Source organism: Mycobacterium sp. NPDC050551 (assembly GCF_040674075.1).
Taxonomy (GTDB): domain Bacteria; phylum Actinomycetota; class Actinomycetes; order Mycobacteriales; family Mycobacteriaceae; genus Mycobacterium.
Genome location: NZ_JBFARC010000003.1, coordinates 146,163 through 169,249, shown reverse-complemented (window position 1 = coordinate 169,249; position 23,087 = coordinate 146,163). Strand labels below are relative to the sequence as shown.

18 protein-coding genes are annotated in these 23,087 nt (G+C 69.9%); 7 read left to right on the top strand and 11 right to left on the bottom strand.

Annotation, left to right across the window (positions count from 1 at the left end):
• Nucleotides 1-16: 16 nt before the first annotated feature.
• The 5 genes from AB0K11_RS13340 (at nt 17) to AB0K11_RS13320 (ending at nt 7,356) form a co-directional block, all read left to right on the top strand.
• A complete protein-coding gene (locus AB0K11_RS13340; RefSeq protein ID WP_364977144.1) occupies nt 17-538 on the top strand; it encodes an Rv0340 family IniB-related protein in 522 nt (173 codons plus the stop codon).
• 297 nt (nt 539-835) lie between these two features.
• Nucleotides 836-1,876 (top strand): IniB N-terminal domain-containing protein, encoded by a 1,041-nt coding sequence (locus AB0K11_RS13335; protein WP_364977142.1) that lies wholly within the window; start codon nt 836-838, stop codon nt 1,874-1,876.
• A 93-nt stretch (nt 1,877-1,969) separates the two neighbouring features.
• On the top strand, nt 1,970-3,823 hold the full coding sequence (iniA, locus tag AB0K11_RS13330) for an isoniazid-induced dynamin-like GTPase IniA (protein WP_364977140.1): 1,854 nt from the start codon (nt 1,970-1,972) through the stop codon (nt 3,821-3,823).
• A 67-nt stretch (nt 3,824-3,890) separates the two neighbouring features.
• Complete coding sequence (locus AB0K11_RS13325) at nt 3,891-5,396, top strand: dynamin-like GTPase family protein (RefSeq protein WP_364977138.1); 1,506 nt, start codon at nt 3,891-3,893, stop codon at nt 5,394-5,396.
• 61 nt (nt 5,397-5,457) lie between these two features.
• Nucleotides 5,458-7,356 carry an Hsp70 family protein gene (locus AB0K11_RS13320; RefSeq protein WP_364977136.1) on the top strand — a complete coding sequence of 633 codons (1,899 nt, stop codon included), beginning with the start codon at nt 5,458-5,460 and terminating at the stop codon, nt 7,354-7,356.
• A 154-nt stretch (nt 7,357-7,510) separates the two neighbouring features.
• On the opposite strand, the gene AB0K11_RS13315 is transcribed toward AB0K11_RS13320, so the two are convergent.
• The 10 genes from AB0K11_RS13315 to AB0K11_RS13270 form a co-directional block, all read right to left on the bottom strand.
• A complete protein-coding gene (locus AB0K11_RS13315; RefSeq protein ID WP_364977134.1) occupies nt 7,511-8,050 on the bottom strand; it encodes a hypothetical protein in 540 nt (179 codons plus the stop codon).
• A 19-nt stretch (nt 8,051-8,069) separates the two neighbouring features.
• The gene (locus AB0K11_RS13310; protein ID WP_364977132.1) at nt 8,070-8,510 is read right to left on the bottom strand and encodes a hypothetical protein; all 441 of its coding nucleotides are present in this window, start codon (nt 8,508-8,510) and stop codon (nt 8,070-8,072) included.
• A gap of 33 nt (nt 8,511-8,543) precedes the next feature.
• A complete protein-coding gene (locus AB0K11_RS13305; protein ID WP_364977130.1) occupies nt 8,544-9,485 on the bottom strand; it encodes an LLM class F420-dependent oxidoreductase in 942 nt (313 codons plus the stop codon).
• Nucleotides 9,486-9,496: 11 nt separating this feature from the next.
• The gene (locus AB0K11_RS13300) at nt 9,497-10,117 is read right to left on the bottom strand and encodes a TIGR03085 family metal-binding protein (protein WP_364977128.1); all 621 of its coding nucleotides are present in this window, start codon (nt 10,115-10,117) and stop codon (nt 9,497-9,499) included.
• Between the two features lie 4 nt (nt 10,118-10,121).
• Entirely contained in the window at nt 10,122-11,954 is a 1,833-nt protein-coding gene (locus AB0K11_RS13295) for a glycoside hydrolase family 15 protein (protein WP_364977126.1), read from the bottom strand.
• Nucleotides 11,947-13,362, bottom strand: a complete 1,416-nt coding sequence (gene zwf / locus AB0K11_RS13290) for a glucose-6-phosphate dehydrogenase (RefSeq protein ID WP_364977124.1) — start codon at nt 13,360-13,362, stop codon at nt 11,947-11,949. Before zwf ends, AB0K11_RS13295 begins: the two co-directional genes overlap by 8 nt.
• An 86-nt stretch (nt 13,363-13,448) precedes the next feature.
• Entirely contained in the window at nt 13,449-13,976 is a 528-nt protein-coding gene (locus AB0K11_RS13285) for a hypothetical protein (RefSeq protein WP_364977122.1), read from the bottom strand.
• A 57-nt stretch (nt 13,977-14,033) separates the two neighbouring features.
• Nucleotides 14,034-16,553, bottom strand: a complete 2,520-nt coding sequence (locus tag AB0K11_RS13280) for an excinuclease ABC subunit UvrA (RefSeq protein WP_364977120.1) — start codon at nt 16,551-16,553, stop codon at nt 14,034-14,036.
• Between the two features lie 59 nt (nt 16,554-16,612).
• Nucleotides 16,613-18,847, bottom strand: a complete 2,235-nt coding sequence (locus AB0K11_RS13275) for an endonuclease/exonuclease/phosphatase family protein (protein ID WP_364977118.1) — start codon at nt 18,845-18,847, stop codon at nt 16,613-16,615.
• Complete coding sequence (locus tag AB0K11_RS13270; RefSeq protein ID WP_364977116.1) at nt 18,844-19,680, bottom strand: hypothetical protein; 837 nt, start codon at nt 19,678-19,680, stop codon at nt 18,844-18,846. The genes AB0K11_RS13275 and AB0K11_RS13270 overlap by 4 nt, the downstream gene beginning before the upstream one ends.
• Nucleotides 19,681-19,825: 145 nt before the next feature.
• Here AB0K11_RS13270 and AB0K11_RS13265 point away from each other — a divergent pair, with 145 nt between their 5' ends.
• Together AB0K11_RS13265 and AB0K11_RS13260 are read left to right on the top strand one after the other, a co-directional pair.
• Entirely contained in the window at nt 19,826-20,440 is a 615-nt protein-coding gene (locus AB0K11_RS13265) for a DUF1942 domain-containing protein (protein WP_364977114.1), read from the top strand.
• 110 nt (nt 20,441-20,550) lie between these two features.
• Nucleotides 20,551-22,290 carry an acyl-CoA dehydrogenase family protein gene (locus tag AB0K11_RS13260; RefSeq protein WP_364977111.1) on the top strand — a complete coding sequence of 580 codons (1,740 nt, stop codon included), beginning with the start codon at nt 20,551-20,553 and terminating at the stop codon, nt 22,288-22,290.
• 19 nt (nt 22,291-22,309) lie between these two features.
• Here AB0K11_RS13260 and AB0K11_RS13255 read toward each other — a convergent pair whose 3' ends face one another.
• The gene (locus tag AB0K11_RS13255) at nt 22,310-23,023 is read right to left on the bottom strand and encodes an MBL fold metallo-hydrolase (protein ID WP_364977109.1); all 714 of its coding nucleotides are present in this window, start codon (nt 23,021-23,023) and stop codon (nt 22,310-22,312) included.
• Between the last annotated feature and the right edge of the window lie 64 nt (nt 23,024-23,087).

The following is a 23,087-nucleotide window of genomic DNA, read 5'->3' as shown; positions in this document are numbered from 1 at the left end:
AGGGGGACGGGCAGTCATGGCCAACTCGCTTCTCGACTTCGTCATGTCGCTGGTGCGAGACCCCGACGCCGCGGCACGCTACACCGCCGACCCGGCCGGTGCCATCGCCGACGCGAACCTGACAGACGTGACGAGTGTCGACGTCGACAACCTCATCCCGGTGGTGTCCGAATCGCTCTCGATGACCGGTCCGACCAGCGGCTTCGATGCCTTGGGCGCCGAACCGGCGGGCAACGTCTGGGCGAGTGGCGCGGCCACCGCGGCGTTCGACGCCTTCGGCGATCCGGGCGCAGGCCCCGCGATCCACGACACCGGGACCGTGATCACCGACGTCGCCGACGACTCGGCCGGTCAGCTGACGGATGCCGGGCTGGACGACCTCGACAGCACGATCGCCGATCCGGCCGTGCAGTTCGACACCGCCTTCGCCGACGTGCCTGCCGGCACCGCCGCCGACTTCGCCGCCGATTGGGGGCAGGCCCCCGCCGACGATCAGCTGCCCGGCGCCGACGGCCAGGGATTCGACCTCTTCGACTGACCCGACCGATATCTCCCCTTCACCCGCATGGACGTCTGTCCGTGCGGGTGAAGTCGTTTGAGCAGCGAAAACATGGCGTAGCCGACCGGCTGTGCCATCCACCCCCAGGTATCCCCTAATCCCCTAACGGGGCTGATGCGGGGAACCCGGTACGGAGGCTTTGGGGGATGGGAGGCGACCCCGTTCCCCGGTGGCCCCGGAATCCATAACGTTGTCGCCAGAACGCCGGAACGCCCGGCGGGCAACCACCTCCCAGAGTTCGCAAGGACACGCCGGGAAAGACAGAAAGGAAGTTCCATGAACCTCATCGACTTCATCCTCGACCTCTTCCGCAGCCCGGTCGAGGCGGCCCGCTTCGTCGCCGACCCGGACAGCGCACTGCGCGACGCCGGTCTGCCGAACGTGACGGCCCAGCAGCTGGCCTCGGTCGCGGCCACCGCCGCTCCCGCCGGCTACGCCCTCGGCGGCGGCGACCCGATCGTCGGCCTGCAGCGCGCGGTCGCCGACCACCACCAGCTGGCCAGCAACATCGCCTCGCCGTTCTCGCCGCAGACCTCGTTCGCGCCGACCACGGAGTTCGCCAGCCGCAACGACACCGACCTGCTGAGCGGCAACAACGTGCCGATCGCCAGCCCGGATCAGAACGCCGGCGCCAACGCCCAGAACGGCGCGTTCAACCTCGGCTTCGGTGACATCACCCTCGGCGACAAGACCAGCAACACCGCCACCAACGGCGGCGTCGTGGTCGGCGGCGACAACGACGGCGACATCGTCAGCGGTGACGGCGCAGTGCTCGGCGACGGCAACACCATGAACAACGGCGACATCCTCGCCGGGTCCGGCTCGAACGTCGTCGTCGGCAAGGACAACGAGGTCGAGGACAACTCGCAGACCGCGGGCGGCGACCTGATCACCGACAACGACGCGCCGGTGATCAACGACGTCGACATGAGCGGCGGCAGCGGCGGCGGTGCCGTCGGTGGCGGCGACACCCTGCTCGGCGTCGGGGTCGGCAACGGGAACGCGGCCGGCGGCGACGGCGGCTCGGCGGGCTCGATCATCATCACCGACACGAGCACCAACACCGGCAACACCGAGGTCGGTGGCGACTTCGGTAGCGACAACACCGAGGACAACTCGACCAACACGTCGGTGCAGACCGAGGTCACCACGTCCACGGAGAGCTCGATCGAGGACAACTCGTCGACCTACGAGTCGAACATCGGCTCGGGCAACGACACCGCGATCGGCTCGGGCAACACCACCGAGTTCGAGACCAACACCGACATCGCCTCGAACAACGACGTCGCCTCGAACAACGATCTGGACGCGTTCTGATCGACATGACCGCATGACGCAGCTGGCGGGGACCGCAACGGTCCCCGCCAGTTCGCGCGTCTACCGTGAGATCGACCGAGGGAGAAGGGCCCCATGACGCAACCGAACGACCCGCGCAAGGTCAAGGTGATCGTCGAGCTCATCGACCACACCAGCAAGATCGCCGCGACCTATGAGCGCGGCGACCTGGTCGACCGGCTGGCCCGGGCCAAGGGGCGCATCAGCGATCCGCAGATCCGGGTGGTGATCGCGGGCCAGCTCAAGCAGGGCAAGAGTCAGCTGCTCAACTCGCTGCTCAACATGCCGGTGGCACGGGTGGGTGACGACGAGTCGACCGTGCTGGCCACCGTGGTGTCCTACGGCGAGCAGGCCTCCGCCCGCCTGGTGGTCGCCAATCCGGACGGCGAGGAGCCCGACCTGGTCGAGATCCCGCCTGCGGACCTGCGCAACGACCTGCGCCGGGCGCCGCAGGCCGGCGGCCGCGAGGTGCTGCGCGTCGAGGTGACCGCTCCCAGCCCACTTCTCAAGGGCGGCTTGGCCTTCGTCGACACCCCGGGGGTCGGCGGGCACGGCCAGCCGCACCTGTCCGCGACGCTGGGCTTGCTGCCCGACGCCGACGCGATGCTGATGGTCAGCGACACCAGCCAGGAGTTCACCGAACCCGAGATGACGTTCATCCGGCAGGCCGTCGAGATCTGCCCCGTCGCCGTCATCGTCGCGTCCAAGACCGACCTCTACCCGCACTGGCGGCAGATCGTCGACGCCAACTCCGTGCACCTGCGGCGCGCGGGCATCTCCACGCCGATGATCCCCGCGTCGGCGCAGTTGCGCAGTCACGCCATCCAGCTCAACGACAAGGAGCTCAACGAGGAGTCGAACTTCCCGGCGATCGTCAAGTTCCTGTCCGACCGGGTGCTCAGCCGCGAGAACGACCGGGTGCGCGACCACGTCGTGGACGAAATTCGGGCCGCCGCCGAGCATCTGGCGATGGCCGTGGACTCCGAGCTGTCGGCGTTCAACGATCCGCAGGCCCACGGCAGGCTGACCGAGGAGCTGGAACGGCGCAAGCAGGAGGCCCAGGACGCGTTGCAGCAGACCGCCCTGTGGCAGCAGGTGCTCAACGACGGCATCACCGACCTCACCGGCGACATCGACCACGATCTGCGGCACCGGTTCCGCAACATCGTGGCGCACACCGAGAAGGTGATCGACTCCTGCGACCCGACCCTGCAGTGGGCCGAGATCGGCGCCGAACTCGAGAACTCCGTCGCGACCGCCGTCGGCGACAACTTCGTCTGGGCCTACCAGCGGGCCGAGGCGCTGGCCGCCGAGGTGGCCCGCACGTTCATGGAGGCCGGACTGGACGCGGTGCAGATGCCCGCCATCGACGCCCGCGACATGGGCGCCGGGTTCGGCGAGTTCAAGTCGCTGGCGCGGCTGGAGGCCAAGCCGATCAAGACCGGGCACAAGATCGTCACCGGCATGCGCGGTTCCTACGGCGGCGTGCTGATGTTCGGCATGCTCACCTCGTTCGCCGGGCTCGGGATGTTCAACCCGCTGTCGCTGGGTGCCGGCTTCATCCTCGGCCGCAAGGCCTACAAGGAGGACATGGAGAACCGGATGATGCGGGTGCGCAACGAGGCCAAGACGAACATGCGCAAGTTCGTCGACGACGTCGCGTTCGTCGTGTCCAAGGAGTCCCGGGACCGGCTCAAGGGCATCCAGCGCCAGCTTCGCGACCACTACCGCGACATCGCCAACCAGACCACCCGTTCGCTCAACGAGTCGCTGCAGGCCACCCTCGCCGCTGCCAAGCTCGAGGAGAACGAGCGCAACGCCCGCGTCAAGGAACTCGAGCGTCAGCGCAACATCCTGCGCCAGGTGATCGACCACTGCGAGAAGCTCGGCGCCGTCGGCGAGCCGGTCGGCGCGCCCAGCAACACCTAGCCCCGGCACCGCGTCGACCGCGTGCCTGCACTGCGCGCCGGGCGGGTGCCTAAGCTGGACAGCCGACATGAGCACGAGCGATCAGGTGCGGGCGATCCTGGGCGGCACCATCAGTGCCTACCGGGCCGATCCGGCGTACCGCGACCGTCCCGACGTGCACAACGAGCTCGACCGGATCGGCCGCAGACTCAACCAGCCGATCCGCATCGCCTTGGCCGGGACGTTGAAGGCGGGCAAGTCGACGCTGGTCAATGCGCTGGTGGGGGAGGACATCGCGCCCACCGACGCCACCGAGGCCACCCGGATCGTCACCTGGTTCCGGCACGGGCCCACTCCCAAGGTGACCGCGAACCACCGCGGCGGCCGCCGATCGAACGTGCCGATCGGGCGCGGCGCGCAGGGCTCCCCCGACCATCGTGGCCTGACGTTCGACTTCGCCCGGCTCGATCCCGAGGACGTGGTGGACCTCGACGTCGAGTGGCCCGCCGCCGAACTGATCGACACCACGATCATCGACACCCCCGGCACGTCGTCGCTGTCGCGGGACGTCTCGCAGCGCACGCTGCGGCTGCTGGTGCCCGACGACGGCGTGCCGCGGGTCGACGCCGTGGTCTTCCTGCTGCGCACCCTCAATGCCGCCGACATCGCGCTGCTCAAGCAGATCGGCGAGCTGGTCGGCGGTTCGTCGGGCGCACTCGGCGTCATCGGCGTGGCGTCTCGGGCCGACGAGATCGGTGCGGGCCGCATCGACGCGATGATGTCAGCCAAGGACGTCGCCAAGCGGTTCACCACCGAGATGGACAAGACGGGCATCTGCCAGGCCGTGGTGCCGGTGTCGGGCCTGCTCGCGCTGACCGCGCGAACCCTGCGGCAGAGCGAGTTCGTGGCGCTGGAGAAGCTGGCCGGTGTCGACGCGGCCGAGCTGGCCAAGGCGATGCTGTCGGTGGACCGTTTCGTGCGCGAGGACTCCTCGCTGCCGGTGGACGCCGCCACCCGCGCGGCGTTGCTGGACCGGTTCGGGATGTTCGGGGTGCGGATCTCGATCGCTGTGCTGCGGGCCGGTGTCACCGACTCGGTGGCGCTGGCCGACGAGCTGCTCGAGCGCAGCGGACTGGTCGCCCTGCGTGACGTCATCGACCAGCAGTTCGCCCAGCGGTCCGACCTGCTCAAGGCGCACACCGCGCTGATCTCACTGCGACGCTTCGTCGAGCACCATCCGATCTACGCGACGCCCTACATCGTCGCCGACATCGATCCGCTGCTGGCCGACACCCACGCCTTCGAGGAACTCCGGCTGCTCAGCCAACTGCGTTCGCGGCCAACCACGTTGAACGAGGACGAGATCGTTTCGCTGCGACGCATCATCGGCGGGTCGGGCACCGACGCCGCCAGCAGGCTGGGCCTGCAACCCGACGCCCCCTACGACGGACCGAGGGCCGCCTTCGCCGCCGCCCAGCGGTGGCGCCGCCGCGCCGATCACCCCCTCAACGACCCGTTCACCACCAGGGCCTGCCGGGCCGCCGTGCGCAGCGCGGAGGCCATGGTCGCGGAGTTCGCCGCCCGCGGCCGCTGAGCCGGTGAAATCGGTCGCCCGACCCGCATAACGAAACGCGGTCCCGCGGCGACATACAGGTATGCGCAGCTTGCTGGGATTGTCAGTCGGCGTCACGAACCTGGTCGCCGTGCCGCTGGCCGGGCCCGCCGACCGCCCCGTCGTCCGCCGGTCGGTGCTCACCTTGTTCGGGCACCGGCCGCCCGAGGTGGGCCTGCCAGCTGAGAACCCCGCGCTCGGCGAACGGGGCCTGGTGTTGTCGGCCTTCGTGGAACGCGTCGGCGACCCCGTTCCCATCGTCGCCGCCGACGGTTCCGCCCATCGCGGCGAGGACCTGACCGTGACGGCGGTGACGGCGCTCGCCCGCTCCGCCGGCCGGGCCGACGTCACGGGCCTGGCGCTGCCCGCGTACTGGCCGGCCGCCGCGGTGGACGCCGTACGGGCCCGGATGCCGCACGCCGTCGTGGTGTCCGACGCCGTCGCTGCGCTGACGGCGCTGCAGTCGCGTCCCGGCCTGCCCGCCCGCGGCCTGGTGCTGCTGTGCGACGTCGGCGCCACCGGCACGACGCTGACACTGGCCGATGCCGGCGCGGGCTTCGCGCCCGTCGGCAGCAGCGTCCGCTGCGACGAGTTCAGCGGTGAGGTGATCGACCGGGCGGTGCTGACGCACGTGCTCGCCGACCTCGACGCCGAGGAGTCCGGCACGTCGGCGGTCGCGTCGCTGTCCGCATTGCGTGACGAGTGCCGGATGGCCAAGGAGCGGCTGTCCTTCGACACCGCGACGGGATTGACCGGTCCGCACTCGGCGCTGCGGCTGACCCGCGCCGAGGTCGAGGCGCTGATGCAGGAGCCCGTCGACCAGATGCTGGCCGCCGTGTTCGACCTGCTGCACCGCAACCGGGTGGCACCCGCCGCACTGGCCGCCGTCGCCACGGTCGGCGGCGGCGCCCGCATTCCGCTTGTCACGCAACGGCTTTCCGAGGAACTGCGGTTGCCGGTGACGACGATCGCGCGGCCCGAGCTGGCCGCCGCGATCGGCGCGGCGCTCGTGGCCCGCCGCGTTCAGGAGCAGGAGCCCGTCACGGCGCTGGCCGCGGTGGCACCCGCAGCCGCGGCCGCCACGGGCATGGCCACCGTCGCCGCCGCGGCTGTCGCCCCGCTGGCCTGGTCGGCCGCGACCCCTGTCGGCGACGACGCCACCGATGAACACGGGATGTACCGGGAACCGTTCGACACCGGGATGGCGCGACCCGACGTGCTGTTCGACCACTCCGGCTACGACGCCGCAGACGCCGAGCCGGCGGCGTGGTACCGACGGCCCGCGGTGCTGTTCGCCGGGGCGGCATGCTTCGCCGCGCTGGCCGTCGCCGGTCTGGTGTTCACCTCGAGCAGTGGCGGCGCAGGCACCGCCCCCGCCGCGGCGACGGCCCCGGTCGCTCCTGCCGCGCCGGCTCCGGCGTCCGGTATGCCCGCGGCCGCGCAGCTTCCCGCGCCCGCGCCGGTGACCCGGACCGTGGTGGCGGATCGTCCGCCCGTCGCCGCGCGCCCCGCGTCGCCCGAAGCGGCTCGGCGCGTGGCCGCCGGGGCGTCGCGTCCCGCCGCGCCGCGGCCTGCAGCGCCCCGGCCCGCGCCGCGCGCCGTTCCGCGCCCCGCGCCCGCGCCCGCCGCCCCGGCGCCGGCCCCCGCACTGCCGCAGGTGCCGATCGCGTGGCCGCAGATCCCGATGGATTTCCCGTCGCTGCCCGCACCGCAGGACCCGGCGCCCCAGGAGCCCGCGCCCCAGCCGGAACCAGAACCCGCGCCCGAGCCCGCGCCGGAACCTGAACCCGCACCCGAGCCTGCGCCCGAGCCGGCACCTGAGCCCGCTCCTGCGCCGGAACCTGAGCCTGAGCCCGCGCCGGCACCCGAGCCTGAAGCGGCACCGGCACCCGCGGCGGAGCCGCCGGCCGAGTGTGTCCCGTCAGCCGAGGCGACCTGCTGACGCGACGCGCACCGGAAGGCACCTACTCGCCGGCCGCCTGCACACGACGGTGCTCATACGGCTGTGCACAGCCCTCAGTGCGCTCTCGCCCGTAGGGACCGAACGAGCCCGCTGACCGCGGAACCGGCGGTGCGACCGCCGGCGCGAAATCGGATCAGCCGCCCGGCGGGACCAGCGTCGGCACGGTGATCGTCACCGTGCTGGTGCTCGTGCTGGTCTCCACCGACGTCGTGGTCGGGGGCGTCGTCGTGGTGGTCGTGGTGGTCGGAGCCGTGGTGGTGGTCGTGGTTGTCGGCGCCGTCGTCGTGGTCTCCGGTGCCGACGACGACTCGGTCACCGTCTCCGTCGGCGGCGGGCCCACCGGCGCCGACGTCTGGTCGGTCGACGTCGTCGTGGTGGTCGTCGTGGTGGTCTCGCCGGACGGGGAGTCGTCGGACGTCAGCTGGACCACCAGCCAGATGATCACCGCGATCAGCAGCGCGACCAGCGCGCCGAGACCGACGAGGGCAGCCGGCTTGCGGTACCAGGGCAGCGGTTCCTCCGGCGGTGGCGCACCACCGCCGGGCGGTTCGCCGTAACCACCGCCGTAGTCGCCGTACTGCGTCGGCTCATTGCCGTAGGCCTCACTGCCGTAGGCCTGGCTGCCGTACTGCGTCGGATCGTCGTCGCTGTAGTTGTTCGGATCACGCGCCACGGGCATCGATAGTAGGCCCTCAGTTGGGTCCCGGGTACAGGGAGCGGGTCTCGTTGAGGCGCGGCCGACGGCGCGTCGAGGTGGGTTCGTCGTCCTCGCTCTCCCTCGTGCGGGGTCCGCGGGTCCGGGTGTTGGAGGACTCCGGTGCCGACGTCGGAGGCGGCGGCGCCAGCGCCGGGTCACCGGGGTTGATCTCAGTGGTCTGGATCGATCGGGTGGTGGTGATCGTCGAGGTGGTCGAGGTCGTCGAACCCGAGGGGGCCGCGCTCGAGAACGTCGAATCCACGAACTCGGCGGGCGTGTTGTCGGGTTCATCCCGGGACACCGCCGTCACGCCCCAGACGACGAGCGCGATGGCGGCCAGACCGGCGGCACTCGCCCCCAGCAGCTGGGAGGTCGACTCGTGCCACGGCGGCTCCGCAGGGTCCTGCCCGTCGCGGTCATCGTCGTCGCCGGTCACGGGCACCGATCCTATCCATGCCCGGCCGTCCGGTCAGTTCAGCTGCGGGACGACCTCGGCCGCGAACTGCGCGAGATGGTCGAGATCGGACATGTCGAGCACCTGCAGGTACACCCGCTCCACACCGGCATCGAGGAACGGGCCGAGCTTGTCCACGATCTCCGCGGGCGTCCCCGCCGTCGGTGAATTGCCGCGCAGCTCGTCGACCTCCCGCCCGATCGCGGCCGCCCGCCGGGCGACCTCCGCATCGTCGCGACCGGCGCACAGCACGAATGCCGCCGAGTAGGTCAGCGAGTCTTCCGGCCTGCCCGCCTCGGCGAGCGCCGTGGCGACTCGGCCGTACTGGGTCTTGAGCGTGTCCAGCGGCACGAACGGGATGTTGAACTCGTCGGCGAACCGGGCGGTGAGCGCCGGGGTCCGCTTCGGTCCGCCGCCCCCGATGATGATCGGCGGCCGCGGCGACTGCACCGGCTTGGGCAGAGCAGGCGAATCCGCGACGGTGTAGTGCTCGCCCGCGTAGTCGAATGTCTGGCCAGACGGCGTCGCCCACAGTCCGGTGATCACCTCGAGTTGCTCGGTGAGCCGGTCGAAGCGCTCGCCCAGCGGCGGGAACGGGATGGCGTAGGCGCGGTGCTCGGCCTCGAACCAGCCGGCGCCGAGCCCCAGTTCGATTCGCCCGCCGCTCATCTCGTCGACCTGGGCGACGGAGATCGCGAGCGGGCCGGGGTGGCGGAAGGTGGCGGAGGTGACCATCGTGCCCAGCCGGATCGAGGTCGTCTCCCGCGCGATCCCGGCGAGCGTCACCCACGAGTCGGTCGGCCCGGGCAGGCCGTCTCCGCTCATCGCGACGTAGTGGTCGGAGCGGAAGAAGGCCGAGTAGCCCAGCTGTTCGGCGGTGCGGGCGACTGCGAGTTGGTCGGCGTAGGTCGCCCCCTGCTGGGGTTCGACGAAGACACGGAAGTCGGCGAGGTCCACGTCGGTCGAACCTACAGACCCTTGGGCGCGTCGCGCAGCGCCTGCACCGCCTGCGGATCGCCGTCGAGGTCGACGCGCGCCTCCCGGCCCGCCGCGAACAGCAGCAGCTCCTCCGGCCGGCCCGTCACCGTGACCGCCGCACCCTTGCCCGCGGTCACCAGCGTCTTGCCGTCCGGCGTGCGCAGCGCGGTGCGGGTGGGCGCCTTGGCCAGGGTCAGGCGCGCGAAGAGTGACAGCGTGCGGGTCAGTCCCCTGACCGCGTCGGCGTCGAGGTCGCGCGGCTCCCAGCCGGGGTGCGCCCGCCGGACGTCCTCGTGGTGGATGAACATCTCGGCGAGGTTGGCCACCGGGTCGAGCAGCTTGAACGGCGACCAGACCGGCGGACCCGACGCGATCTTGTCGAGCAGTGTGTCCCAGTCGGTGGAGTGCGCCACCTCCTCCTGGATCCTGTCGGTCCGGCCGGCGAAGTAGGGGATCGCGATGCCTGGCGCGGCGTCGAGCCGGTACTCCCGGATCACCAGGTGTGCGGCGAGGTCGCGGGTGTCCCAGCCCTCGCAGAGGGTGGCGTCGCCGGGCGCGGTGGCCCGCATGGTCTCGACGAGGGCGGCGCGTTCGCGCTGTGCAGCGGTCATGGTGTCATTCTCCGTCCAAAGCGCGGTCGAGGTTGATGGCGGCGCTGATCAGGGCCAGATGGGTGAACGCCTGCGGGAAGTTGCCGACCTGGTCGCCGGTCTCGCTGACCTGTTCAGCGTAGAGCCCGACGTGGTTGGCGTAGGTGAACATCTTCTCCAGCGCCAGCTGGGCGGCCTCCAGCCGGCCCGCGCGGGTGAGCGCCTCGACGTACCAGAACGAGCAGATCGAGAAGGTGCCGTCTTCGCCGTCGAGGCCGTCGGCGCCGGGTTCGTAGCGGAACACCAGACTGTCGTTGACGAGGTGCTCCTCGACGGCGTCCAGCGTCGACAGGAAGCGCGGGTCCGCCGGCGACAGGAACTTCAGCATCGGCATCAGGAGAACCCCTGCGTCGAGGGTGGCATCGCCTTCGACGCGGGTGAACGCCTGCAGGTCGGCGTTCCACGACTTCGTCATGATGCGTTCGTAGATGTCGTCCCTGGCCTTCGACCAGGCCACCAGATCGCCTGGCAGCCCACGCGCCCGGGCGATGCGGATGGCGCGTTCGATCGCCACCCAGCACATCAGCCGCGACACCGTGTAGGGCCGGTATTCGTCGCGGACCTCCCACATGCCCGCGTCGGGTTGATCCCAGTTCTCGGCGACCCAGTCGACGATGCCCGAGACGTCGGTCCACCCGTCATGGCTGATGCCCGGACCGTGTTTGTTGAACAGGTACACCGAGTCGATGATCTCGCCGTAGATGTCGAGCTGTAGCTGGTCGGCGGCGGCGTTGCCGACCCGCACCGGCGAGGAGCCGCGGTACCCCGACAGGTGGTCGAGCTCGACTTCCTCGGGCAGGTTTCCGTCGATGTCGTAGAGCACGCGCAGCGGTCCGAGGCGCTGGTCGTCGGCACCGCCGGTCTCGTGGTGTCTGCCCATCCGTTCGGACAGCCAGCGGATGAATTCCCTTGCCTCCTCCAGGAATCCGAGCCGCAGCAGTGCGTACACGCTGAACCCGGCATCGCGTATCCAGACGTAGCGGTAGTCCCAGTTGCGGTTGCCGCCGATCGGGGCGGGCAGGCTGGTGGTCGGGGCGGCGACGATCGCCCCGCTCGGCTCGTGGGTGAGTAGTTTGAGGGTGATCGCCGAGCGGTGCACGGTCTCGCGCCACCGCCCGGTGTAGGTGGACTGGGACAGCCACCCGCGCCAGAACGACGTGGTGGCGTCGAACAGGGCGTCGGTCTGCTCGATCGACCCGGCGTCGACCTCCTCGTCGTCGCCGAGCAATTCCAGCACGAAGTGTGCGGTGTCGCCGGTACCGACCTCGAATTCGGCGGTGACGACGCTGTTTTCGGCGCTGTGGTCGATGTGCAGGTCGGTCGACGCGACCAGGCCGAGGCGGACACCGTCACCGGTGATGAGCACGCCGTCGCCACTGCGTTCGGCACCGCACGACTCGCGGGCGTAGTCCGGCCGGGCGTCGAGTTCCATCCGGAGGCGTAACCGGCCGCGCACGCCGGTGACCCGCCGGACGAGTCGCTGGCGATGCGTGAGGTCTCCGCGGGCCAGCACCGGCATGAAGTCGTGCACCTCGGCCACACCGTCGCCGGTCAGGAACCGGGTGATCAGCACGGCGGTGTCGGGGTAGTAGAACTGCTGGGTACGGGTCACCTCGGTGGTCGGCCGCAGGTGCCACGCGCCGCCCTTCTCCCGGTCGATGATCGACCCGAACACACTCGGCGAGTCGAATCGCGGCGCGCAGAACCAGTCGATGGTGCCGTCGGTGCCGACCAGTGCGCAGGTGCGCAGGTCGCCGATCAGGCCGTGCTCCGCGATCGCGAGGACGTCCTCACTCATCCGGCAGCCGCCAGCCGGAGTCACCCGGCAGGGCCAGCGCCTCGTCGGGTCCCCAGCTTCCCTTGGCGTAGGGGCGAACCGGCGGTCGTGCGTCGAGTACCGGTTGGCACACCTGCCACAGCCGGTCCACCTCGTCGGCGCGGGTGAACAGCGTCTGGTCGCCGCGCATCACGTCGAGCAGCAGCCGCTCGTAGGCCTCGAGCGGGATGTCGCCGTCCGGGTCGGCCTCGGCGAGGTCGATGTGCAGGCTCACCGGCATCAGCGACAGGTCGGGACCCGGTCGTTTGGCCATCAGGTGCGCGCCGACGGCGGCGTCGTCGCTGAGTTCCAGCACCAGCTGGTTCGCCCCGTAGGTCTGGTCGCCGAAGCGTCCCATCGGCGGGCTGCGGAATGTCAGCGTGACGGTGCGGCGGGTGCCGCCCATCGCCTTGCCGGTGCGCAGGTAGAACGGCATCCCCTGCCAGCGTTCGGTGTCGACGTAGGCCTCGAGGGCGACGTAGGTCTCGACGTCGGAGTCGTCGGCGACGTCGTCCTCGTCGCGGTACCCCTCGTACTGGCCGAACACCACGCGCTCCGGGTCGAGCGGCCGCATCGCCTGGAACACCTTGGCCTTCTCGTTCCGCAGTGCCGTCGCGTCGAGGTGCACCGGCGGCTCCATCGCGACGAACCCCAGCACCTGGCACAGGTGGGTCGAGATCATGTCCCGGAAGCAGCCCGTCGACTCGTAGAAGCTGCCCCGTCCCTCGGCGGTGAGCTCCTCGGGCACGTCGATCTGCACCGACTCCAGGTGCTCGCGGTTCCAGGCCGGCTCGATCAGGCCGTTGGCGAAGCGCAGCGCCAGGATGTTCTGCACCGCTTCCTTTCCCAGGAAGTGGTCGATGCGGTACACCTGCTCCTCGCTGACGACCTCCTTGAGCGCCGCGTCGAGTTCGCGCGACGACTCCAGATCGGTGCCGAACGGCTTCTCCACCACGATGCGGGCGTCGTCGGTGAGGTGCTCGCGGCCGAGCATGCCGATCATCGGCCGCATCGCCGTCGGCGGCACCGACAGGTAGATCAGAATGCGGGCGTCCTCGCCGAGCTTCTCGCGGGCCTGCCGGACGGCGCCGGCCAGGTCGCTGCCGTCGTCGGCGTCCGACGTCTGGAAACTGATGCGCTGCAACAACTCCGACAACACATCGTCATCGACGTCCTCGACACTCTCGCGCAGGCCATCGCCGACGGTGTCCCGAAATTCCTCGTCACTGCCGGGCGAATGGCGCCCGGACCCGATCACCGCATAGTCGGCGGGCAGCCGCGACGCCGCGGCCAACTTGTACAGGCCGGGGAAGAGTTTGCGCTTGGCGAGGTCGCCCGTCGCGCCGAACAGCACGAACACCTGCGGCGGTGGCCGGTCGTCTGTGGTCATGCGGCTCTACCGATGCTGGCTTCGAGGGGATGCACGTCGGTGAGTTGCCCGGAGGCGTCGCGGCAAAACAGGTGTGATGAAGAACGTCAGAAAGTGTCGACCCGTTCGACGGCGACGAACATGCCGTGCCGGGTGCCGTCGTTGGTGAAGCGGGTGCCGTCAGGGGTGGCCTCGATCGTCCAGCCGACGGCCCGGTAGCTGCGGTAGTCGAGCGTGACGGCGGGGATGTCGCCGAGGTTGCCGACCACCCATTCGATGCCGCCGCCCGCGCTGACACGGACACCGTTGGCGGGGGCGCCGTCGACCGCCGGGGCGTCGGTGAACGGCGCTTCGCAGCCGACCTCGCCGGTGTCGAGCTGGCAGCGGGTCTTGCCGGACTTCGTCTGGATGAACACGTAGCCGTTCTCGGCGGGCAGTTCCTGGGCCGGCGGCGGCGCCGGTGGCGTGGACGTCGGCGGCTTCGCGGCCGGGGTCCGACTGGGCCTCGGTGTGGGGAACGTCGGCTCGGTCGGCGAGATGGGCTTGATCCGCGGAGGCGCCTCGGGGGCGCTCTGGCAGCCCGTGACGAGCGCACCGATGGCCAGGACGGCTGCGATGGCCGGGGCGAGCCTCATCCGCTCAGGCTACCGAGTGTGGGGCGGCAGTGACGGAAGTGACGCGCGTGGATCGAGTCAGAGTCGGGTGGCCAGGTACGGCGCCGTCCTGCTCCGTCGGGAAGCGGCCACCGCATCCGGGGTGCCCGCGGCGACCACGCGGCCACCGTCGTCTCCGGCGCCGGGGCCGAGGTCGATCACCCAGTCGGCGCCCGCGACGACGTTCATGTCGTGTTCGGCGACGACGACCGTGTTTCCCGCGTCGACCAGCTGGTGCAGCTGTTGTTCCAGCCGCTCGACATCGGCGGGGTGCAGGCCCGTGGTGGGTTCGTCGAGCACGTAGAGCGTGTGGCCGCGCCGACTCCGCTGCAGTTCCGACGCCAGCTTGATGCGCTGGGCCTCGCCGCCGGACAGTTCGGTTGCCGGCTGCCCGAGCCGCAGATAGCTCAGCCCGACATCGCGCAGCGTGGCGAGGCTGCGGGCCGCGCCGGGCAGGTCGGCCAGGAACTCGCCGGCCTCGTCGACGGTCATCTGGAGGACGTCGGCGATGGTGTGGTCGCGGTAGGTGACCTCGAGCGTCTCGTCGGAGTAGCGGGCGCCGTCGCAGGTGGGGCACGTGGCGTAGGTGCCGGGCAGGAAGAGCAGTTCGACGGCGACGAACCCTTCGCCCTGGCAGGTGGGGCAGCGTCCCTCGGCGACGTTGAACGAGAACCGGCCCGCCGACCACCCGCGCCGTCTGGCCTCCTCGGTCTCGGCGAACGCGCGCCGCACGGCGTCGAACATGCCGGTGTAGGTGGCGAGGTTGGACCGCGGCGTGCGACCGATCGGACGCTGGTCGACGCTGATCAACCGGTCGATGAGCTCGACGCCGTCGGCACCCACCCCGGCGCTGGCGTCGAGGTCGATGTCGAGCATCTGGTCGGCGTCGTCGATCTCGTCGGCGGATTGCATTGCCGCACCGCCGGATCCGAGGTGACGTGCGACCACGTCGCCGAGGACCTTGCACACCAGGGTGGACTTGCCCGATCCGGAGACGCCCGTCACCGCGGTGAACACGCCGAGCGGCACGTCGACGTCGAGGTCGTGCAGGTTGTGGAAGTCGATGCCGCGCAGCTCCAGGGTGCTCCGCGGCGTCCGTCGCTTCCCGGTCTCGCGTGCGGCTTCGTCGAACAGGTAGCGGCGCGTGGTCGATGCGGCGACATCGGCCAGCCCGGCCACAGGTCCGCTGTAGAGCACCTCGCCGCCGTGCTCACCCGCGCCCGGTCCGACGTCGACGATCCAGTCGGCGCGGCGCACCACGTCCATGTCGTGCTCGACGACGAAGAGCGAATTGCCCGCGCGGCGGAGCCTGTCCAGCACCTCGAGCAGCGGTTCGGCGTCGGCCGGGTGCAGCCCCGCCGACGGTTCGTCGAGAACGTAGAGCACGCCGAACAGTCCGGACCGCAACTCCGTGGCGAGCTTGAGACGTTGCAGTTCACCCGGCGAGACCGTCGGTGTGCGGCGGTCCATGCTCAGGTAGCCCAGCCCGAGGTCCACGAGGATCGCGATCCGGGCGACGAGATCGGCGGCGATCATGGTGGCCACCTCGGTGAGCTCGCCGGACTCCGTCGACTCGTAGGCGGGTGCGAAATCAGTGCGAACGGCCGTGGGCCGCAACGCCTCGGCGAGGTCGGCCAGCGGCATGGCGATGTAGTCGGCGATGGAGCGGCCCGCGAAGGTGACGGCGAGCGACTCGGGGCGCAGCCCGGCGCCGTGGCAGACCGGGCACTCGGCGCTGTCGACGTACTGCAGCACCCGGCGGCGCATGGTGGCGCTCTGCGAGTTGGCCAGCGTGTGGCGGACGTGGCGTTCGGCGCTGGAGAAGGTGCCGTTGTAGTAGTAGTCGGCCGTCACCGGGTGCTCGCCGGGATCGATCTCGACGGTCGGCTGGTCGTCGGTGAACAGGATCCAATCGCGTTGCCGCTTGGGCAGTTTGCGCCATGGCCTGTCGATGTCGTAGCCGAGCGTGATGAGGATGTCGCGCAGGTTCTGCCCCTGCCATGCGCCCGGCCACGCCGCGACCGCGCCCTCGCGGATACTCAGCGACGGATCGGGCACCAGCGTTTCTTCGGTGACTCGGTGAACGCGGCCGAGGCCGTGGCATTCCGGACACGCGCCGACCGCGGTGTTGGGGGAGAAGGCGTCCGAGTCGAGCCGTTCGGTGCTCCCCGGCGGATACGTACCGGCCCGGGAGAACAACATGCGCAACAGGTTCGACAATGTCGTCACCGTGCCGACCGTCGAGCGCGAGGACGACGAACCCCGCCGCTGCGCAAGCGCCACCGCCGGAGGGAGGCCGGTGATGTCGTCGACCTTCGGAGCGCCGGCGGGCAGCAGCAGCCGCCGGGCGTACGGAGCGACGGACTCGAAGTACCTGCGCTGCGCCTCGGCGTAGATGGTGCCGAACGCCAGCGAGGACTTGCCGGAACCGGACACGCCGGTGAAGGCCACGAAGGCGTCGCGTGGTGCGGCCACGTCGACCGACCGCAGGTTGTGCACCCGCGAGCCCCGGACGCGGACGTACGGATCGAGTCCATCGCGATCGGGACCGAGCGTCATGTCAGCCACCCTGCCACGGCGTGGTTGGCGCGGGACGAGATGCGCATCCGTCGTGGGTGTCAGGCCTCCGGATGCCAGCGACTGATCCGGCAGGCGAAGGCGTACCACCCGTCGTCGACCCTGATCCTGGCCACACCGGAGATGCGGCCGTCGAGACCTTCGTCGAGCACCGTGAAGCCAGGGGTCGTCGCGGCGTCGGCCACCGGTGGGATGGAGCCCGTGCCGACGTCGTTGTCGTCGATGTCGTCCTCTTCGATCACCGACACCTCGACCCCGTCGAGATAGGGCGTGATCGGCGCGGGGAACTTGTCGCCGACGGTGCGCACCGCGTCGTCCTCGAAGTCACCGATCTTCGAGTTGGGGAGGTCGACGATCATCTTGCCGTCGGCGCGGACCTGCAGGGCGATGTCGTCGGCGCCCCAGCCCGAGGTCTCCTGCTGGCAGGTCAGAGTGGTCTCGATGGCAGGCGAGGTGAGGAGCAGATTGATCGGCGTGCGCAACACGATCTTGAACTCGACCTTGCGTGACGGGTCCGTCGTGCGTTGCACCAGCACGAAGAAGTGTTCGTTCTCCTTGGCCGCCCACCCGACGTTCGGTTGGCTGCCGGGCCCGGCGTCGATGATGCGCTTGGCGGACGGGGTGACGCCGTTCCAGCGGCCCACGGTCAACACCACGTCGGTGGGATATGCACCGTCCACGACCGCGTACTCGACGTCGACGAACAGTTCGACCGGTCGCGGCAGTGCGATGCGCGGCGTCTCCACCAGGAACCACTTGCTCTCACTGACGTCCCAGTCGGCGTCGCCGGTGTTGATGTTGAAGGGCTGCTCCGGAAACCATTCCGTGCGCGCCTTCTCGGGGACCAGCACGATCGCGTCGCGCCACGTGCGCCCTTCGTGGCGGTGCATGTGGAGTGTGAAATTCCCTTCGCTGCGCCGGTTTCGGAGGAACACTTTGATGAAGAACGGCGCCATCAGCACGAACCGCTCACCGAGTTCCGGGTCGCTCGGGTTGCGGTACGGCGGCTGCGGCGTCGAGAAGTCGTCGCCGAGGTAGATTGCGAACCCCATCTGGGTGCGGTGCACCTCCAGCCTGATGTCGTAGGTGCCCGGCACGTCCACGCGGAACCACTGCACGGAACCCTGCTGCAGGGTCCCGCTGCCGGTGTAGTCCACCTGGCTCGGCACGTCGACCGCGGTCGCCGGTGTCCGGAACGGCTTGGCCTCGTGAAAGTCTGCGCGCAGCGGATGGTGGTCGCTGAGGTACGGAACGAGCCCGTGGGGATCGGCCAACTCCCGGTCGATGCGCAGGTGCTGCGCGGCCAATCGGCTTGTCGCCGAGGTGAACACATAGTCCAGTCGCTGTCGGTACGGCGGGTACACGGCGTCGGCGGTGAACCCCCGGTCGGTGCGCCCACTTCCACCGCCCGGGCACTGGTCGCGGCCCCACCGGTCGACGAGCTGGTCGTGCAGCGGCGCACCGGGCTTGCCGAACAGGGACCTCCACTCGTCGCCGGCCGCGCCGGGAGCCGGCGCGCCATCCTGGTCGCGATGGCCGACGACGTTCAGGTCGCCGAGGAAGAACACCTCCTTGCTGAACGGCGGCGATTCCCCGACGCATCGCGAGATGAACTTCGCCACGTCCTGCATCTGCTTGCGGCGGTCGCCGGTGTTCTCGCCGATTTTGTCGGTGTCGGCCTGGGTGTGGCTGATGAAGACGTGCCGCTCGTCGGTGCCGGGCGGTTTCAGCCGCGCGTAGAGCACACCCTTGGCGGCGAACTTGTCGTTGTCGGATGCCGCGGCATACATCAGGAAACGCACCACGGGGACCTTGCCGGCGAACGCCGGGTCGAGCAGGTCGGCGGCACCGGGCGGCGCGGGCACCGTCGCGAACGGGTAGCGGCTCGCCAGGAAGAGGCCGCTGTCCTCGAACTTCAGCGCAGCCAGGCCGGCGAGATCCGCCAGCGGGCCCATGGTGATCTCCCACACCGCCTCCTCCAGATCGCCGGCGAATCCCGGTCTGACGATGCGGGTGTGAAACGTGTCGGCCTTGGCCACCTGGTAGGGGAACTTCGCGCGCAACTTTGCGCTGAGCACGTCGCGGGCGGGCTCGTCGAAGACCTCGTTGAGGCAGACGACGTCGATCTCCTCCGGGTTGTTCAAGATCGCCTTCGCGATGAGCGCGGCGCGCTGCGGCGCGGTGTAAACCGGCGGGATCGACGGCGGGAAGCCCATCTCCATCAGCGCCGAGCGCATCTGGACGTTGTAGGTGAGGATTCGTATCGAGTCGCTCACGATCCGAGCCCTCCTATCGAGTCGAACAGCGGCACAATCACATCGGGTGGACTGCCACGTAGCCGTGCCACCTCGTCGAAGTCGTCGCCTGCCGGTTGCAGCAGCCGCAGCTCGTTGGCCCGCAGATCGGCGACCACCAGGTTGTCACCGGCCGCCGTGACGAAGGTGGGGGCCGGCCACGCCGAACCGTCGAGTGCCACCGCCCGCGTCCCGGCGTCGTTGACGATGAGCAGCCGGCGGTTGCCGACGTCGATGACCGCGGCGCCGTTCAGATAGGCGCAGACGCCGTACGGCACAGTGGGTTTCGCGCCGCCCGGCAGCGGGATCTGCGTCCACCCGCCGAGATCGCCGTCGATGCGGGTGAGCCGGCGGGCGCCGGGGTCGGTGACCCAGATGCGGTCGCTCGTGTCGACCGCCAGTCCGCGGGGATCGGCGTACGCCCCTTCCGCCGGATCCGCGGCGGTGGGCGCACCGAGATGCCCGTAGGTCGTCCAGCCACCGCCGCCGATGTCATCGATGAACACCAGCCGGGAGTTGCCGCCGTCGAGGACCACGATCCGCCCACCGCTGTACGCCGTCGCCACAGGTCGTCGGAACTCACCGGCCCCGCTGCCGGACGACCCGAAGTGGGTCCACCCGCCGCCGAAGTCCGCTGCGGCGACGCTGTCCGCGGTCAACTCGGCGACCGCGACGGTGCCCGCGCCGTCCCGCGCGGCCCCCGACGGACCGGACAGCGCGGCGCCGCCGAACTCCGTCAGCGTCCCCGGATCGAGGGTGTCCGCGTCGACCTCGAACACCCGGCCGCCCAGGAACTCCGTGAACAGGACTGTCATCGGCTCAGTCTGTCGCCTCGGCCGCCGCGGTGGGGGTGATCTTGACCGGTGGGGTAGTCGGCTACCCGTCGCGCGGAGACGGAGTTTCAATGCGTGATCTTGGGGTAACGCCGTCTACCAAACACAACGGCAAGGGAGTTTGAGCGTGGACACTACGAAATTCGCCGGAGTCGTCGCTGCCGGCGCAGTGATGTTCGGCATCGGCACCGCGTCGCCGGCGGCGGCAGAGAGCATCCAGGTGGCGGGAAGCGAGGCGACAGCGAATCAGAACGGCACTCAAGTCGCGTACACGGTGAGCAGGATCGTGCCGAGCTCGGCCCCCATCGCACCCCCGGTCGGCGGCCAGCTCTACGAGGCCACGGTGATGGCCAAGGCACTGCAGGGCACGGTCATCCCGGCGGTGCCGTCCTTCACCGCCCGCTCGGCGAGCGGTGCCAGCTATCCCGTGCGGTCCGACGTCTCGAATCTCAGCACATTCCCTCTGCTGCAGGGCGATACGAGAAAGGGCCAGATCTACTTCGACGTCGTCGGGGAGGCGCCGAACAGCGTGGTCTTCAACAACGGGGCCGGGGATGTGCTGACCTGGGTGCAGGCCGGTCAGCCGCTGCCCGGCAGCGAAGGCGAGGGCGGCGCTCCGGCGGGCGGCGAGGGTGGCAGCTCGCAAGGAGTGCCCGATGAGACCGACGAGGAACTCGGCCTCCCGTACCTCGAAGGAGAAGCCGTGGACACCGACGAAGGCGGCGAAGAGGACTCCGGCTAGATCACCCCGGCCTCTGAGGCGGCGGTCACCAGCCATCGTGGCGGTTTCCGGTCGGAGCGGACCCACGGAGCCGTAGATTCGACGCCGACCGCCCGACGGAAGGGGCCGCCATGTCCAAGAGCGGACTGCTGCTCGATCCCAACGCCTATGACCCGCAACATTTCGACGCCGAGACGCGCAGGCTGCTCCGGGCGCTGATCGACTGGTTCGAGACGCGCGGGAAGACCAGGCTCCTCGACGACGATCTGCAGGCCGCCTGGGTGTCGGATTTCCTCGACTTCATCAAGAGGGAGCGGCTGTTCGCGACGTTCCTGACCCCGTCCGAGTACGGCGGCGGCGACCCGGACAAGCGCTGGGACACCTCCCGCAACGCCGCGTTGAGCGAGATCCTCGGCTTCTACGGCCTGGCCTACTGGTACGCCGAGCAGGTCACGATCCTCGGGCTCGGGCCGATCTGGCAGAGCGACAACATCAAGGCCAAGGAGAAGGCCGCCGCGCAGCTCGAGGACGGCGGGGTGATGGCGTTCGCGCTCTCCGAACGTGAACACGGCGCCGACATCTACAACACCGACCTGCTGCTGACGCCGGCGAGCGCCGACGACGACGAGGGAGTGGTGTTCCGGGCGTCGGGCGAGAAGTACTACATCGGCAACGGCAACGTGGCGGGCATGGTGTCGGTGTTCTCACGCCGCACCGACGTCGAGGGGCCCGACGGTTACGTGTGGTTCGTCGCCGACTCCGGGCACGAGAACTACGAGCTGATCGGCAACGTGGTGCACGGCCAGATGTTCGTGAGCAACTTCCGGCTCAACGAGTACCCGGTGCACGAGGAGGACATCCTGTGCACCGGGCCCGACGCCTTCTCCGCCGCCCTCAACACCGTCAACGTCGGCAAGTTCAACCTGTGCAGCGGCTCGATCGGGATGTGCGAACACGCCTTCTACGAGGCGATCACCCACGCCAACAACCGCATCCTGTACGGCAACCCGGTCACCGACTTCCCGCACGTGCGTGCGGGTTTGGTCGAGGCCTTCGCCCGCCTCGTCGCGATGAAACTGTTCAGTGACCGCGCCATCGACTACTTCCGCAGCGCGAGTCTCGACGACCGCCGCTACCTGCTGTTCAACCCCGTCACCAAATCGAAGGTGACCTCGGAGGGCGAGAAGGTGGTGACCCTGCTGTGGGACATCCTCGCCGCCAAGGGTTTCGAGCGGAACACCTACTTCTGCGAGGTCGCCCGCCTCATCGGCGCCCTGCCGAGGCTCGAGGGCACCGTGCACGTCAACGTCGCGCAGATCCTCAAGTTCATGCCGAACTACATGTTCAACCCGGCGAGCTATCCGGAGATCGGCACCCGCCGTGACCCTGCCGACGACGTGTTCTTCTGGTCTCAGGGTCCGGCCCGGGGCGCGTCGAAGGTCCAGTTCGCGGATTGGGCGCCGGTGTACGAGAGGCACCTCGGCGTGCCCAACGTGGCGGTGTTCTACGAGCAGGTGCAGGCGCTGAAGGACCTGTTGACGACGTCACCGCCGGACGCCGACCAGCAGCGCGACCTGGACTTCGTGCTCGTCGTCGGGCACCTGTTCTCCCTGGTGGTCTACGGCCAATTGATCCTCGAGCAGGCCGAGATCACCGGCCTCGACGCCGACCTGCTCGATCAGGTCTTCGATGTCGCCGTCCGCGATTTCTCCGGCTACGCCGTCGCGCTGCACGGCAAGCCGAGCTCGACCGACGCGCAGCAGAGCTGGGCGGTGTCGGCGGTGCGCAAGCCGGTGGCCGACGCCGACCGGTTCGACCGGGTGTGGACGCAGGTAGTGTCCTACGACGGCGCCTACGAGATGCGGCCCTGACGGCGGGGACGTCCGCCCGTCACGCGCGCGCCATCGCGGCGTACCCGTCGGCGAGCGCGTTCAGCTGCGCTGCGCCGTCGCCGGCGAACGAGGCGCCGTGCATCGTCGCCAGCGTCGTCGGATGCAGGTCTGCCAACGCGGTCAGCGTCGGCCCGAGTGTGTCGGTCAGGCCCGTCGCGCGGAAGAACTCCTCGGCCTGCAGGGCGGGCCCGACCAGGTCGGACTCGGCGAGCGGCGCACATCTTCCGACGTGAGTGAACAGGTCGCCGGTCAGCAGCGTGCCGGTGCTCTCGTCGAACCAGAGGCCGGCCTCCCAGTTGTGCGGGACGTGAGGTGTCGGCAGGAACCGGAGGCGATGCCCCCCGGTGTCGAGCGGCTCGTCGGTGGCCGCCACGGGCGGGCGGTCGCACATGTCGTTGAGCGACAGCATGCATGCCAGCGGGCCTTGGATCACCTCGGCGTGCGGCGCGGCCGCCAGCCAGTGGTTCACCGCTCCGCACTCGTCGGCCTCCATGTGGCCGAAGGAGATCCACCGCAGGTCCTCGACGGGCATGACGCGGCCCAGGGCCGCGGACACCAGCGGGAACAGCTGGCGCTGGCCGCAATGGAAGAGAAACGGTTCGTCGCCGGTCAGCAGGAACTGGTTCATCGTGAAGCCGTGCTCGGTGATGTCCGGTATCCAGGTCGACAGCCGGAAGACGCCGGGTGCGATTTCGTCCACAACGGTGTCCATTCCTCGATGGTCCGCCGACCGGGACCGTTTCGGACCGAAAACGCCGTCGGGAACAAATCGGCGG

Bases quoted from the DNA above. Each gene is read 5' to 3' on its own strand.
- AB0K11_RS13260 (WP_364977111.1), top strand. From the start codon at position 20,551: ATGTCCAAGAGCGGACTGCTGCTCGATCCCAACGCCTATGACCCGCAA.
- AB0K11_RS13320 (WP_364977136.1), top strand. From the start codon at position 5,458: ATGCGCAGCTTGCTGGGATTGTCAGTCGGCGTCACGAACCTGGTCGCC.
- AB0K11_RS13295 (WP_364977126.1), bottom strand. From the start codon at position 11,954: ATGAGTGAGGACGTCCTCGCGATCGCGGAGCACGGCCTGATCGGCGAC.
- AB0K11_RS13270 (WP_364977116.1), bottom strand. From the start codon at position 19,680: ATGACAGTCCTGTTCACGGAGTTCCTGGGCGGCCGGGTGTTCGAGGTC.
- AB0K11_RS13300 (WP_364977128.1), bottom strand. From the start codon at position 10,117: ATGACCGCTGCACAGCGCGAACGCGCCGCCCTCGTCGAGACCATGCGG.
- AB0K11_RS13255 (WP_364977109.1), bottom strand. From the start codon at position 23,023: ATGGACACCGTTGTGGACGAAATCGCACCCGGCGTCTTCCGGCTGTCG.
- AB0K11_RS13285 (WP_364977122.1), bottom strand. From the start codon at position 13,976: ATGAGGCTCGCCCCGGCCATCGCAGCCGTCCTGGCCATCGGTGCGCTC.
- AB0K11_RS13335 (WP_364977142.1), top strand. From the start codon at position 836: ATGAACCTCATCGACTTCATCCTCGACCTCTTCCGCAGCCCGGTCGAG.
- AB0K11_RS13340 (WP_364977144.1), top strand. From the start codon at position 17: ATGGCCAACTCGCTTCTCGACTTCGTCATGTCGCTGGTGCGAGACCCC.
- AB0K11_RS13280 (WP_364977120.1), bottom strand. From the start codon at position 16,553: ATGACGCTCGGTCCCGATCGCGATGGACTCGATCCGTACGTCCGCGTC.
- zwf (WP_364977124.1), bottom strand. From the start codon at position 13,362: ATGACCACAGACGACCGGCCACCGCCGCAGGTGTTCGTGCTGTTCGGC.
- AB0K11_RS13325 (WP_364977138.1), top strand. From the start codon at position 3,891: ATGAGCACGAGCGATCAGGTGCGGGCGATCCTGGGCGGCACCATCAGT.
- iniA (WP_364977140.1), top strand. From the start codon at position 1,970: ATGACGCAACCGAACGACCCGCGCAAGGTCAAGGTGATCGTCGAGCTC.